Raw genomic sequence first — 13,972 nt, forward strand, 5'->3', positions numbered from 1 at the left:
GGTAGGGGATCTACTCCACCTTGCCAAATCAAATGGTCTCAGTGTTTTCGAGTAAGCGCGCTTACCCCAGAAGTGTCGCCCCGACCGAAGCGTAGCGGAGAGCTGGGACCCAGGACCTCCGGGACGTTGCGTTTTTGGTATCCGATGGAAACAATGAAGTTTCCTGGGTCCCCGCTTGTGCGGGGATGACGATCTGTGCGGTTCTCAAATCCTCGCACCAAACGATGTGCCGTCCCGGACCTGATCCGGGACCTTTTTGCCTCGCTGCCGACAGGCCCCGGCCCAAGGCCGGGGCGGCAATGAATTGGGATTGTAATTGGTCCCAAACTCTCTCGTCATCCCCGACTTGATCGGGGATCCACTCACTTCCAGAGCACCCATTGATAAAACCAGCTCATCCGTAACAGCCTGCCCCGGCGATCACCGTTCGCGAAAGCAAATTCTTTCGGGTCTTGTGCCGAACGCGAATCACGCGCAACGAAGACCCATTTTGCCCATCGACACAGCGTGCTACCCTCTCCCAATGTCCTGGAAACCCGATGGCTACACGTCCGCAAGCCCCTACCTGATCGTTCGCGATGCCGAGGCGACGCTTCGGTTTCTGGAACATGCGTTCGCGGCCACCCGGCTGCGCATTCACGCTCGGGAAAGCGGTACCGGGATCAAGCATGCCGAGGCGCGTCTCGATGATACCGTCATCATGCTGGGCGAAATGCCGGAGACTGTCGCAGCACATGTGCATGTCTATGTCGCCGATGCCGACGCCGTGTTTGCGAAGGCCGTTGAGGCAGGTGGTCAGATCATCCAGGAAATGAGCCGCTCCGGAGATGGCGACTATCGCGGCGGTATTGCCGACCCGAACGGCATCGTCTGGTGGATCTCGACGCAGGAAGACTAGCAACAGCTTATTCTTGAACGGTCGGCTCAGTCGCTCGAGGGCGCACCCAGGGACCCGAAGCTAGTGACCGACCGAAGACCGCTGAAAACCGAAACAGCGAATGACGCGAGATAGGCAATTGCCACGAAACCGAGACCGGCCTGCGGACCGGCGGACCCTGCGACAACACCTCCAAGAAGCGCGCCCAAGGGCCTTATTCCATAGATGGCCGTTTGTATAACCGCGTTCACCCGTCCGAGCATCGCGGGCGGGGTGACGAGTTGACGAACCGAGTTCTGGACGACGAGCCACATCGACGGCCCGAAGCCAAGCAGAAAGAAGGCGGCGTACAGCCAGAATTCCCGCGTGCCGGGCTGGATCGCAAGCAGTCCACAAGCCGCAAGCACCGAACTCCCCGGTCCGAAAAGCAGGATGACTGAAGGGGAGATCCGATTGGAAAACCGGCCCGCCAGCCAGCTCCCCAAAATGGCAGCCAAACCGAATGCGGCGAGACAGATGCCAAACGTGCCCGGATCAAGGCGGTATATCTCCTTTATCGCGGGCACCATGATGACCAGTAATGCCGCGAAGGCGAGGTTCCAAAAGACCGCGCAAAGCGAGATGGGCAGCAACAGTCGGTGCCGGACAACATATCGGGCGCCCTCCAGGATCTGAGGAAGAACCCTTTTGGCCGGCTTTTGCACGACATCGAATTTCGGCAAAGACATAGAAGCCAACACGGCGATACCTGACGCGGCGCACGCCACGGCGAATACCAACGAGGCGGGCGTTTTGTCGATGGCGAGGCCTATCGCCAGCGGGACAGCGAAAGAACTGATGGCACGGGGAATTTCGATGCTGGCATTTGCCCGGGCCAAATGTTGAGGAGCGACCGCCCTCGGCAATATGGAAAGCGCAGTCAGGCCAAACAGAACGACACCAAATCCGGCGAACGTGATCGCACCGCCAAACCCGACAACCGTTCCGAAGAAAATGCTTGCGACAGCACCAGCGAAACCCGCAGCGGACATCGCAGCCGACAAGATGGCGAGGGCGCGCAGCTGTTTCCGGTCGGCAAGTATGCCGAAAGGGATCGAGCCAACCAGGTGCGCAGCAGACTGGCAGGCAACAAGAACGCCTATCACTTCAGGGGATGCCCCAAAGGCCAGGACAGCAACGAGCGGAACGGATACAAGCGCAATCTGATCAGCAAGGTGCATCCCGTAGGCGGCACCCGTCAGGCGGTGAATGGTGGACAACGGCAAACTCCGACGATTTGCCCGGCACCATAGGAACGGCGCCGTTCCTGGACGACCCGAAAAGCGAGCGCATCGCGTCCTCACCTTGGCGCCGGTGCTGTCCAGGACGTGTTCGTGACACGATCCCTCAAACCACTCTGGTCAGCCCCGACGTGATCGGAGATCCAATCCACCGTGCCAAATCGAAAGGCGTCAGTGTTTTCCAGTAAGCGCGCTTACCCCAGAAGTGTCCTCCCGGCCGGAGCAAGGGGAGAGCCGGGACCCAGGACTCCCGCGGCGTTGCCGTTTGGTTTCCGGTGGCAAAGATGAAGGTTCCTGGGTCCCCGCTTGCGCGGGGATGACAGTCCTTGTGTTTGGCAAACCGGAGCGTGCCATATCAAGGGCTTCAGTGTTTTCGACCAAGCGCGCTTACCCCACAGGTGTCATCCCGGCCGGAGCAAAGCGGAGAGCCGGGACCCAGGACTCCTACGGCGCTGCCGTTTGGTTTCCGGTGGAATCAACGAAGGTTCCTGGGTCCCCGCTTACGCGGGGATGACAGTCTTTGTGTGGAAAGGCGATCGTATCAATTGCGCATGCTTGTCAGGGAGATCAGCGACGACAGTCGCATGGCCAACCCGCCTTGCAACGCAAACGTCATAGAAGGACACGTCTTGTGCCCAGTGCATCGCATACTTCGCGGACCTGCTCCTATGCTAAACCTCTTTTTCCGGGCGATAGTCGGAAATGCACTCGGAAAGCGACAGGTACAGTTTCTTGAAGCCGGATGTCGGCGAGTAACCGGAACGCAACTGCGTCACTTTCAACGTTCTCTGTGTGGAATTTACCTTGCCATCGGTCATCGACCTCACAACCTTCTGATGGCTTGAATACTTCCCCGGCAGCATGACCTCCACCATCTCCTTCGCCTGGCAGGCACAAATGGAAACAGGTACGGATTTGTGCGTGGCGTTAAGCCGTAGACCCGACACATGACTGCCGCACGCCTTGAAGGCAGCGAACTCAACGTCATCAAGATTATGGTTTTTCATGAACTTGGCGATATCAGCCTGTTTGTCCGCATATACTCCGTAGGCGAACCAGAGGATCACCGCGACGCAGCCCAAAGCAAAGTAGCCTTTGAGGGACATTACTCTCTCCAAATTTCAATCTGCAATTGAACTAATGAGAGAAAATAAACTTTGGGTGAAAGAGACCGTTCAAATTATTGGCTCCTCTCCAGTATCCCTTCGGTCATCCCGCTGAAGCAAGGGGAGAGCCGGGACCCAGGACTCCTGCGGCGCTGCCGTTTGGTTTCCGGTGGAATCAACGAAGGTTCCTGGGTCCCCGCTTACGCGGGGATGACAACCTGTGTGCATAAGGGAGGGGCTTAGCGATTTAGGTCCTCATAGAGATCTCGCCATTCAGGATTGAAGTCTTCTATGGCCTTGATCTTCCACTCACGTGGCCAGCGCTTCAGGCGTTTCTCGCGTGCGATCGCCGCGTCGGGTGTCTCGAAATTCTCATAGTAGACCAGTCGCGTAACATCGTATTTGCTAACAAAAGTGCTACCGATCTTTTGCCTGTGCTCATAAACACGACGCGCCAAATCATTGGTGATCCCGGTATAGAGTGTTCCGCGTTGGCGACTGGCAAGAATGTAGACGAAATACGTCATGCCTCGTTGTTGCGTGGATTGGATCCCCGATCAAGTCGGGGATGACTCCAAGTGTCACAAGGTCGTCTCGTTTCATTCTCCAATCTCTTGAAAAAACGAACCTCGGGGCGAACTCCCGGGTCATCCCTTAGATCGAGGCACGATCCCTCAAACCACTCTGGTCATCCCCGACTTGATCGGGGATCCAATCCACCGTGCCAAATCAAAAGGTCTCAGTGTCTTCGACCAAGTGCGCTTACCCCAAAAGTGTCATCATGGACTTGATCCGGGACCTTTTTGGCTCACTGTCGATAGGCTCAAGGCCGGCGTGGCGTGGCGTGTGTGGCCCCCTCACCCCAGTGCGAAGACATCCACCTTGTCCGCGAAGCCTTTGAGCTCCTGCCCCTCGAACCGTTCCAGTGTTTCGCCGGCTTTGGCGGCCACAGCGTCATCCATCAAAACCGGTTTGCCCAGTGTTTTACCATGCGCTTCCAGACGGGCGGCGCGGTTGACCGTGTCGCCGTAGACGGTGAAAGCCTGCCGGTTGGAAGAGCCGATGCTGCCCGAGGCGACCTTGCCGGCCGCAAGCCCGACACGGATCGAGAAGCTGGAGCGCTCTGCCTCGCTGAGAAGATCCCGGCTCGCAGCAAAGGCCTCCGCTTCCGGCGTGGCACTTTCGATGGGTGTGCCAAAGGAGGCCATCAGACCGTCGCCGGTGAACTGGATTACAACGCCGTCGTGCCGGGCGATGACATCGGCGCATCCAGCAAGAAACGCGTTGAGGTGTTCGATCACCTCGGTCGGACTGCGGCTCGCGGAATAGGCCGTGAACCCGGCAATATCCATCACCAGGATGGCGGCATGCCGTTCCTGCGGCGCAAGGGCCGTCGGGTCGTCGATCAGCCGCTTGGCAATGGCTTCAGGAACATAGCGTCCAAGCGTCGCCGCAACGCGCTCGCGCTCGGCCTGTGCCTTCACCTGTGCCCGGAATACGCGCCGGGCCCTCAAAACGCCCAGCGCCAGGATCACTGTCGCAATGAACAAAAATCCGGTCTCCTCGACCCTGTTGCCGCGTCCGATGAAATCGGGTGAAAGGAAAACCGCTTCATAGTCGGCGCCAGATGCCCCAGGGGAAAGATCGGCCCAGGACAGCGTCCGCTCCATCGTGGAAATGACGAGCAGGAACGCAGTCCACCAGCCGACAACGACAGCTGCACCCGTCCAAAGAACCAGACGCGGCGACAGGGACAGCGTCGCCATGGCGACGATCGGAAACAGGTAATAGATGCCATAGGCGCGGAACGCCAGGATCTGGGGAACGTCGCCACTCCGGCTGATCGGGAACAGGGCGAAGGTCATGCATATCCCGACGGCATCAACCAGGTAGATGGCGTATTTCATCCACCATCGGTCAAACCGCGTGCCAATCACGCTGGCATGGGCAATGCCAATGGCGGTGAACGCGCCGAGGGCAACGAAGATCCAGGGGTTCGGGTAAAATCCCAACAAGAACCAGGAAATGGCGACCCACAGGAACGCAGCCCCGACTGCGACTGTTCTGCAGATGATCGCCAGCCGGAGCCCCTGCCGTTCCGCCTGGGCAAGGCGGTCTTCATCACCACGATCGGCGGCGGCAGGCTGGGCAGTCTGAGGCGTCGTCAAAGGCAGGCAGTCCCAAGTGATGCGGATAGGTCAAGATTGAACATATAGGCAAGCCAAGCCGCCAGGTCATGCCCTCATACGATAGGGTGTGAGGGCGCGGCAAACGGCGATGAGCTCAGGCGAACAGCGCGAAAAGCGGGCGCCCTGCGCGGTTAAGTGCTTTGACGCAGCAGGGCGAAGCCGTTGTTGCCTCCCTCCGGGACAAGGTGACTTTGCCCCGCTGCTTCGTCGCGAAACGTTGAAAACCGAAGGGTTTGCTGCTGTTCCGTGCCTCGCAACCAATCAAATTCGTCCTTACCATCGCAGCTTGCCTTACGAGGGCATGCCCCAAGCCGGGAAATTTCGCTTCACGTTGCGGAATTCTCATTTGACACAGCTGCTTGCGGCGTCATGCTGACACCGTGACTGAACTGCGGACGACTCGCTTCACTATGGGGGATTGAGTGAAAAGATTTCTTGTAACCGCCTGTTTTTCCGTGGCTTTGACCAGCCCGGCCCTTGCCCAATTGGACCGGACCAGCTTTGGCGACTGGTCGATCCGCTGCAACGACAAGAACTACTGCATCGCCGAAACCGATGGTGAAAGTTCCAACGATGAAAAGTTCAGGTTGAAACTCGAGCGCAGCGCCGAAGCCGGCAGCGATGTCTTTGTGACACTGCGCCCCACGACGCCGCTCGAGGTCGGCATGCGCGCGCGGATCGAGATCGAAAGTCTTGAAGAGGACAATTACGGATTTTTCGGCAAGGCGTCGAAAATCTACACCGGAAACGAGATGACCTTCGGCGGCGACTCGGACCGCGATCTTATCGAATACCTGCGCCTTGGCGAGGACGCGGTGATCCAGATCGAATATGGCGGCGCCACCGGCACGCTCACCTATTGGGTGAAGCTCAACGGCCTGACCCATTCGCTCTTGAAGATGGACGAGGCACAGGGCCGGATCGGCCGTCTCGACGCCATCGTCGCCTGGGGCGGCCTGGCGGCGGACAGCAAGGTAACCATCGCCGCGGCCGAAAGTGCTCCGAAAGCAGCTCCAAAGGACGCAGCGCCAGCCCAGACCCAGGCCGCCGCACCGCCGCCACCGGCAAATGATGTTCCCCCGCCCGTCATGCCATCTCAGGACCGTGCGTCCTCCGGACCGAGAGGCCTCGTCTACACGGTTGAGGAGCTGCCGGATTCCGTTCAGATGATGGGCTACCGGACGCTCGACTGTCAGCTCGCCGAGACCCTGCCTGCCTATGGCGCGCAGTTCTACGCGGAGGGCGACGTCGAAACCTGGATCGTGCCCTGCCGCATGGCCGATGCCAACGTGCCTTACTTCATGGCCATTCACATCCCCTTCAATCCGTCTCTCGATGAATGGAAGGAATTCGAAACGCCCCCGGATTTCAACCAACCGAACCATGCGCTTGTGAACAATCTCTTTTTTGATCCGGATTCGGGGCAAGTCACCGGCACCACCTACTATTCTTCCAATTTCGACTGCGGCGCGTTCGAACGACACGAAATGATGGCGGAAAGCGGAGACTATGAGCTTGTCGAATACCTGGAAAAATCCAATTGCGACGGCGTCTTCGGTCCACCGGAAGGCTGGCCTTTGAACTGGACGATCGACGAAATGGGCGGTTAGGTTCGGGCTCACCAAAACAAGCTTGCATGGCTAGGGAGATGACAGATGCGCTTGATGATGACGTTCAAGATTCCAACCCAGGCCGGTAACCGGGCGGGCGAGCAACACAATATCGGTACGGCGATCGACAAGCTGATCGCCGATACCGGTGCCTCTGAAGCCTACTTCTACATGCAGGACGGCATGCGCGCCGGTACGATCTTCTTCGAGGAGGCCGATCAGGCAAACCTGCCCCGCTACAACGAACCGTTGATGGAGAGCCTCGGCGCGCAAATCGACATCGTGCCCGTCCTCAATCTGGAAGATCTGAAACGCGGTCTTCAGGGCCATTGATCCGTCTTGACGGTGTCTGCGACGGGCCCGTATGGAACCGTTGCCGACCCCCGGGACAGCAAAGAATGCGGGGAACGGATGCCAACTTACAAAGCGCAGGTCCTGGGTGCTGCCCTGGCAGGTTTATTCATGACATCGACCGCTGAAGCTGCGTCCTTCCGGGTGCCTGCTGAATGGGAACCACAAGCGGCGGTCTGGATGCAGTGGCCGGGCAAATATGAGACTGCAATGCGCCCGGCCTTTGCCAACATCATCGGTTCCGTGCAACGACACGAAAACGTTCACATTCTGACAAGCACGTTGAAGGAACAGCAGGCTGCCGCAGCCTTTCTGGCCAAGCGCGGTCTGCCGGAAAAGAACATCACCTGGCATCAGATCCCGGTCGACAACGCCTGGATGCGCGACAACGGCCCGATTTACCTCACGGACGGAAGCAGCACCTGGGTCCAGAATTGGGCATTCACCGGCTGGGACGGCTCAACTGGTGCAGGATACCGGCGTGACAACAAGGTGCCGGTTCACGTCGGCGCCCTGCTTGGTGTTGAGGTTGAAGACCTGTCCGACTACGTCCTTGAAAAAGGCAATCTGGAAGTGAACGGTGCAGGCATCGCCATGCTGAACTGGGATTGCCAGAACCAGCGGAATCCCGGTCTCCCAAAAGCCGAACACGAGAAAATCCTCAAGGACGCTCTTGGACTGACGGAGATCATCTGGTCCCACGGTCACCATCCGGACGACCTCACGACCGGCCACATTGACGGGTCCGCACGCTTCGTCAACGCAACCACCGTTGCCATCGCCGATACGGGAGATGAGACGGAAACGCGGCTTGCAGATGACCTTGAAGCCGCTGGCTTCAAGGTGGAGTGGTACCCGGGCGATGTGAACTGGCTGGTCGGCGACGGGTATGTTGTTGCCATGAGCGAACTGGACAAGGCGGCGGACAGCGACCTCGAAGCCCGGCTGCAACGCTATTTCCCGGGCCGGGAAGTTTATCTTGTCGATGCCTGGGCGATCGCCGACGCCGGCGGCGGTATTCACTGCGTCACCAACGACCAGCCGGAATTTTGACAGGACAACCTCTGGCTCCTGTTTTCCGGAGCGCTCTTGCCGGGGAGTTTTTCAAAGATTGCCTTCGGCAGGCATAGAACCAACGCTGCCGCTTTCGCGCGGCAATCTACGAGTTTTTGCCAAGGAAGCGGGCTGTTTCGATACAACCCGCACACCCGGATTTATTTACCATAGGTTTAATCGCATCGACCCAAAAGCCACATTTCGCTTTTTGAGGCAACGCATCCCGATATATTCTGTTTGCCGACCTTCGGGAGTCGTTGAAACGACCGGCGCAGATGGGTTAATAAAGGATTAATATCTAGCCGATTTCGCCGGAGCGGTGCCGGCGCGAAATTCAGGAGACAGGAATGGGCATTTTCTCGAAGTCCTCGCGTCCGGGCGACCAGGAGCAGCGGACCGAGGTCCCGACGGAAACAGCAAAGGTGCAAGAGGCCAGCAAGGCACCTGCGCAAGGCAACAACGTCGAAAAAATCTCGCCCTTCGCCCTGAAAATGCAGGAGAAGATGAATCAGCTGGACGGGCTGAAGTCGCGCGTTGGCGGCCTCAACCAGATGTTCGACCAGATGGCTGCCTACGCTGCGGAAAGCCAGACCAGCATCCGCATGATGTCCGAATACATTGAGAATTCGCGGCACAGCGTCGAGACAGAAGTCAGGCTGAAGTCGGAAAACGCCAAGATCTCCACCGACCTTCTCGATGCGGAGCACAGGGTCAGATCCTTGACCACGCAACTCGAAGACGCGCAGGCGGAAGTTCATTCCCTTCGTAAACGCGCCACTGAGACGCGTACTGCCCTTGAAACGGCCCGCAACGACATTGTCACGATCCGCGACAACAACAAGAAGGTCAATGAGGAATACCGTATCCAGAGTTCCAAGCTCGTGGAGGCGAATTCACAGGTCACCGAAATCACCGGCAAGCTCAATGACCTGATGGCCAAGCACGAATCGCTGGAGCGAAACGCAGAAGGGCTGAAAGAGGATCTGGAAGCCGTCAAGCATCGCGAAAAGGAACTGCAGCAGAACCTGTCCGAAAGCGCCAAACTGCTGGAAGACGAAATCCGCAAGAACAACCAGTCAACCAGTGAACTGGAATCAGCCAAACGCGAGCTGGTCGAGTTCCGCAATGACAACATCGACCTGAAATCGCATTTGGATGTCGCCAACCAGGAACTGGTCTATGCCAAGTCGCGCCTTGAGGAAGAACAACGCAAGCACGACAACGAAGTCTATGCACTGAACGCGGAAATCGAGAACCTGTCGTCTCAGCGCCGGATCGGCGCACAATCGCTGCAGGAAATGGCGCAAGAGAACACAACGCTCAAGGAGCGCGGCCGCGATCTTCTGAAACGGATGCAGGAAATCGAGCATCTGCTCGACAGCGCCCAGAAGAACCACGAGAAGGACCGCAACGAACTCATGGCGACCAGCGCAAAGCTGCGTGAGGTCAACCTGCGCTACAATTCGGCTCTGACCGACTTGAATCACCAGCGCAACCAGAACCAGAAATTCGCTGACAATCTGGAAGACCTGGTGGAAGAAAACAAACGTCTGCAACGCTACAAGATCCAGGTCGATTCTGCGAACGAGCAGATAAACCAGCTCAAGGGCGTCATTGCCAACTACCAGATGGCGGTAGAAGGCAAGGGGCCGGCCGAGGAACTGGGTTTGACGCAAAGCTACGACCCGGCGACCGATCTCGGCATTACAGAGCCGCTTGACCATCGGCCCGATACCGCAAAGAAAGATGTTGCAGACGCGCGTCCGGAGAGCGAAAGCAAGGACGATGGCGCACCGGGCGACGACGGCGGCAACGACAAGATCGTCAAGCTGCGCGACTGATCCGGGCAGCGCACGTTACTGGTCAATCATTCTATGAACCGGCTTCCGGCGGCCTTCGGCTGGCCACTGCAACGGGCAGAAATACCCAACACTCTTTCTTTCTGCTAGGGTGCGCTTGCGGGAGCCCGCTCCGCACCCACGAAAGACCGACTGAAGCCGAGGATCGCTCTTTGTGAACAACAAACTGCTGCCCCTTCTCGTTCTGGTCGGCGGCGTGATCGGGATAATTATCGGCTCACTCAGTCCCGCGCTGACCCAATTTCTCCTGCCCTTTGGCGACGCCTATATCCGCTTGATGGAAGTGGTGGTTCTGCCCTACCTGTTTTCGTCGCTCCTCCTCGGACTTGGCAAGTTGTCTCCCAGCATCGCCTGGACCCTGTTCCGCAAAAGCTGGCCGGTCTATCTGCTGCTATGGGGTGTGACCTTCCTGTTCCTCATGGTCGCTGCGTCGACCGTTCCCCTGGTCGGCAACACGACCGTGGTTGATTTCACCGCCAGCCTTCCGAGCGACAAGGGATCCGCAAAGTCGCTGGTCGATCTTCTGATACCCGACAATTTCTTCGAGGCTCTGAGCCAGAACTACATTCCATCTGTTGTTCTCATGGGCGTGATATTCGGCATTGCTATCCAGCACAGCATCAAGCCGACACCCCTGCTTGATGTCCTCACCATCATCCGCAACGCCTGTATCCGGATCTGGGGCTGGATTGTCTACCTCGCCCCGCTTGGGGTCTGCGCGCTTTTCGCCGAGTCCATCAGTTCGGTCAGCCTGACCGGCTTCGCCGCGTTGTCGATCTATATCGCAGTCGTGTTGCTGAGTTCGCTGGTACTTGCCCTTTGGGTTTTTCCGATGCTGCTGACGGTCTTTCTGCCGCTGACCTACAGGGAAGTGCTTTCGGGTTTGCGCGAGGCCTTCATGGTGGCTGTGGTCACATCGCTGTCCGTTGCCTCGCTTCCGCTGATCCAGAAAGCAGCGCAGCAATATGCAGCGAAGCTGCGCAACAGCGACGGTGAGGAACAGCAACAGAAGGAAATCATTGAAACCTCCTTGTCTGTCAGCTACCCGCTCGCCCAGATCGGCAATTTCTTCATCCTGGTTTTTCTGATCTACGCGGCCTTCTACTACTACCTTCCGATCGAAAAGCAGCAGCTCCTGGAACTGCCGTTTGTCACGCTGTTGTCCAGCATCGGCTCGCCGACCTCCTCTATCGGTGCCGTCACGTTCATGGCCAATTGGCTCGGACTGCCACCGGGTACAACAAACCTCTACGTGGAGACCATGGCGATCACGCGTTACGGCCAGGTGATCACATCCGTCTCCGCATTCGCTTTTGTGACGACCACCGTGACGTTTCTTTTCTACGGCAAGGTTCGCTTCAACCTGCGCGCCCTGATCGTGTTGGTCACGGTTTCCGCAGCAGCCTTTTCGGGCATCTGGGCGCTTGGCAGTCTGGGCGGTACCCACGTTCCGCTGCATTCCGAAGTCAGCTACAGGGCGGCGAGCCTTCCGGACTATGTGCAGCAGCTCAGCGACGCCAATCGCCTGTCGAGCGCGCCAGCGGAAAAGAGTCCCGTTTCGTCTGAAGATCCGCAGCACCAGACGTCGGATGAAGTTTCGGCCCGCAACACGATCGACCGGATCGAGACCACGAGTGTGCTCAGGGTAGGCATCAATCCCGAAGTCATGCCATTTACCTACACGAACAACGATGGCCGGCTCGTGGGCTACGACGTTGAAATGATGTATCGATTTTCCGAAAGCATGAATGTCGACCTGGAGTTCATACCCTATGACTGGCAAAGCCTTGCCAGTGACCTCAAACAGCGCAAGTTCGATATCGCGGTCGGCGGCCTTTACATCACCGACACGCGTTTGAACACGTTGACGGTCAGTGCACCTTATTTCGAAAGTCCACTCGCGCTGATCGTCAAGAGCGACCGGGTGCAAGAGTTCAAGTCCAGAGCAGTCATTGCGGCGAACAAAGACCTGACAATCGCGGTTTTCGACGACCCCGTCCTCATCCCGCTCGCCAAGCGCAGTTTTCCATCAGCGACCCTGCGCGTGGTGAAGGACTACAACAATCTTGAAACCATGAAAGACGTTGATGCCGCGCTCTGGACGCGTGAACAGGCACGCGCTCTGGCGATATCGCTGGAGGGTTATTCCACCGTTGTTCCCGAAGACACCGCGAGCCGTTTCCTGTTTGCTTATCTGATGCCGCCCGATTCACCCGGTCTGGCGGCTTACTTCAACTACTGGATGGAGCAATCAACGAACAGCGGCGTTCTTCAGGACATGAAGCGGAGATGGATCAGTCCTGCCGATACAGAGATTTCGAACTGACGAGGCAGGTTGTCCCTATTCCGGTTCGACCGTGAACTGAAGCGGATATCCGAGCTGGCTTGCCGCATCGATTGCACGCGTTGCCTTGGTCTCCGCGACATCCTTCGGATAGACCGAGACGACACAGGCGCCCTTCTGGTGTGCAGTCAGCATGACAACTTCCGCCTGCGCCATATCCAGACGAAATTCCGCTTTCAGGATCAGAACGACAAACTCGCGCGGGGTGTAGTCGTCGTTCAGCAGAATGACCTTGTAGAGTTTCGGTTTCTGAACCTTGGTCTTCTGCTTCAGTTTGGGTTTCAGATCGGTATCGCCCATAACACTTGCCCAAATTTGCGTTCCGGCATCGGGCGCGGAACAACTTGAATTGGATCGGATTTTGAATGCCCGACCGCGGGCAGGCATTCAAAATCCGGTCTGGCGCCTGGTCCCGGGCTGGTTCGAGATCATTCACCGATATTGCGGAAGCTTTGCCGGGATTGTCCCGGCTGTTTCAGACCAAAACCCGCGGACGCTCAAATTGCGCCGCCAGTCGATCCGTTGTCTTGTCCATATAGGGCCATTATAATGCATCGCAAAATCAAAGGAAACATGACGCTCGCCAAATTGCATCAGAACGCCCGGTCACGCCAATTTTGATTTGCGTTTGATCATCTCCACCATCATCTGCGGATTTAAGCAATCCGGCCCCCGCCCTGCTGCGTAGGACAGCATGTGGCTCAAGCCTGAAACAGCCGGAGGATGTCCGATGAATTCACGTACCCAGTCTTCAGCGACGCAGTGGCCGCTCGTATCGCTGTTCTGCATGTTCCTCATGGCCGCGGTTCTTGTTCCGCTCCCCGTCAAAGCAGATATCGGCTCCGCAGCCAGGTCAGTACCGTCGGCCGAACTGGTCGGCAAGGGCCGCATGACGTATCTGGGCTTCAAGGTATTCGATGCCGAACTTTATGCACCCAAAGGGGTCTACAGTGCCTCCAGTCCGTTTGCGTTGAAGCTGACTTACCTTCGCAATTTCAAAGGCACCGCGATCACCGATAGCTCGATTAAGGAAATCAAGCGCCAGGGCGGCGCATCGGCTGCACAGATCGCCTCTTGGGAAAAACAGATGAATGCGATTTTCCCTAACGTTTCTGCCGGTCAGTCGATCACCGGCGTGCGCACGGCGAATGGCAGTTCCGTGTTTTATCGTGGAAACCGAAAGATCGGTACGATCAGCGATCCGGCCTTCACCAAGAAGTTCTTTTCCATTTGGCTCGGCAACAACACCCGTAATCCCGGCCTGAGAGCCAGACTGGTCGGAGCCGGTTCTTGACCCTCG

At 57.7% G+C, this 13,972-nt stretch carries 12 protein-coding genes; 7 read left to right on the top strand and 5 right to left on the bottom strand.

Annotated features, from left to right (window positions below; translation table 11 throughout):
* The first annotated feature begins 523 nt into the window (after nt 1-523).
* Nucleotides 524-898 (top strand): glyoxalase/bleomycin resistance/extradiol dioxygenase family protein, encoded by a 375-nt coding sequence (locus tag RBB47_RS18035; RefSeq protein WP_305987262.1) that lies wholly within the window; start codon nt 524-526, stop codon nt 896-898.
* Nucleotides 899-924: 26 nt separating this feature from the next.
* On the opposite strand, the gene RBB47_RS18040 is transcribed toward RBB47_RS18035, so the two are convergent.
* The 4 genes from RBB47_RS18040 to RBB47_RS18055 all read right to left on the bottom strand — a co-directional run bounded on the left by RBB47_RS18040 (nt 925) and on the right by RBB47_RS18055 (nt 5,431).
* Nucleotides 925-2,136 carry an MFS transporter gene (locus RBB47_RS18040; RefSeq protein WP_305987263.1) on the bottom strand — a complete coding sequence of 404 codons (1,212 nt, stop codon included), beginning with the start codon at nt 2,134-2,136 and terminating at the stop codon, nt 925-927.
* Between the two features lie 692 nt (nt 2,137-2,828).
* A complete protein-coding gene (locus RBB47_RS18045; RefSeq protein ID WP_305987264.1) occupies nt 2,829-3,263 on the bottom strand; it encodes a hypothetical protein in 435 nt (144 codons plus the stop codon).
* A 239-nt stretch (nt 3,264-3,502) separates the two neighbouring features.
* Nucleotides 3,503-3,790 (bottom strand): GIY-YIG nuclease family protein, encoded by a 288-nt coding sequence (locus RBB47_RS18050; RefSeq protein ID WP_305987265.1) that lies wholly within the window; start codon nt 3,788-3,790, stop codon nt 3,503-3,505.
* A 330-nt stretch (nt 3,791-4,120) separates the two neighbouring features.
* Nucleotides 4,121-5,431, bottom strand: a complete 1,311-nt coding sequence (locus RBB47_RS18055; RefSeq protein WP_305987266.1) for an adenylate/guanylate cyclase domain-containing protein — start codon at nt 5,429-5,431, stop codon at nt 4,121-4,123.
* Nucleotides 5,432-5,874: 443 nt separating this feature from the next.
* On the opposite strand from RBB47_RS18055, the gene RBB47_RS18060 reads away from it, so the two are divergent.
* The 5 genes from RBB47_RS18060 (at nt 5,875) to RBB47_RS18080 (ending at nt 12,654) form a co-directional block, all read left to right on the top strand.
* Nucleotides 5,875-7,062 carry a DUF1176 domain-containing protein gene (locus RBB47_RS18060; protein ID WP_305987267.1) on the top strand — a complete coding sequence of 396 codons (1,188 nt, stop codon included), beginning with the start codon at nt 5,875-5,877 and terminating at the stop codon, nt 7,060-7,062.
* Between the two features lie 45 nt (nt 7,063-7,107).
* A complete protein-coding gene (locus tag RBB47_RS18065; protein WP_305987268.1) occupies nt 7,108-7,395 on the top strand; it encodes a hypothetical protein in 288 nt (95 codons plus the stop codon).
* Between the two features lie 129 nt (nt 7,396-7,524).
* The gene (locus tag RBB47_RS18070) at nt 7,525-8,466 is read left to right on the top strand and encodes an agmatine/peptidylarginine deiminase (protein WP_305987269.1); all 942 of its coding nucleotides are present in this window, start codon (nt 7,525-7,527) and stop codon (nt 8,464-8,466) included.
* 350 nt (nt 8,467-8,816) lie between these two features.
* Nucleotides 8,817-10,310 carry a hypothetical protein gene (locus RBB47_RS18075; protein ID WP_305987270.1) on the top strand — a complete coding sequence of 498 codons (1,494 nt, stop codon included), beginning with the start codon at nt 8,817-8,819 and terminating at the stop codon, nt 10,308-10,310.
* Between the two features lie 172 nt (nt 10,311-10,482).
* Nucleotides 10,483-12,654 carry a cation:dicarboxylate symporter family transporter gene (locus RBB47_RS18080; RefSeq protein ID WP_305987271.1) on the top strand — a complete coding sequence of 724 codons (2,172 nt, stop codon included), beginning with the start codon at nt 10,483-10,485 and terminating at the stop codon, nt 12,652-12,654.
* 15 nt (nt 12,655-12,669) lie between these two features.
* Here RBB47_RS18080 and clpS read toward each other — a convergent pair whose 3' ends face one another.
* Nucleotides 12,670-12,972 carry an ATP-dependent Clp protease adapter ClpS gene (gene clpS / locus RBB47_RS18085; protein WP_305987272.1) on the bottom strand — a complete coding sequence of 101 codons (303 nt, stop codon included), beginning with the start codon at nt 12,970-12,972 and terminating at the stop codon, nt 12,670-12,672.
* Between the two features lie 430 nt (nt 12,973-13,402).
* On the opposite strand from clpS, the gene RBB47_RS18090 reads away from it, so the two are divergent.
* On the top strand, nt 13,403-13,966 hold the full coding sequence (locus tag RBB47_RS18090) for a chalcone isomerase family protein (RefSeq protein ID WP_305987273.1): 564 nt from the start codon (nt 13,403-13,405) through the stop codon (nt 13,964-13,966).
* Nucleotides 13,967-13,972 lie beyond the last annotated feature (6 nt).

The sequence above is a fragment of the Roseibium sp. MMSF_3544 genome, from assembly GCF_030732845.1.
Lineage (GTDB): Bacteria > Pseudomonadota > Alphaproteobacteria > Rhizobiales > Stappiaceae > Roseibium.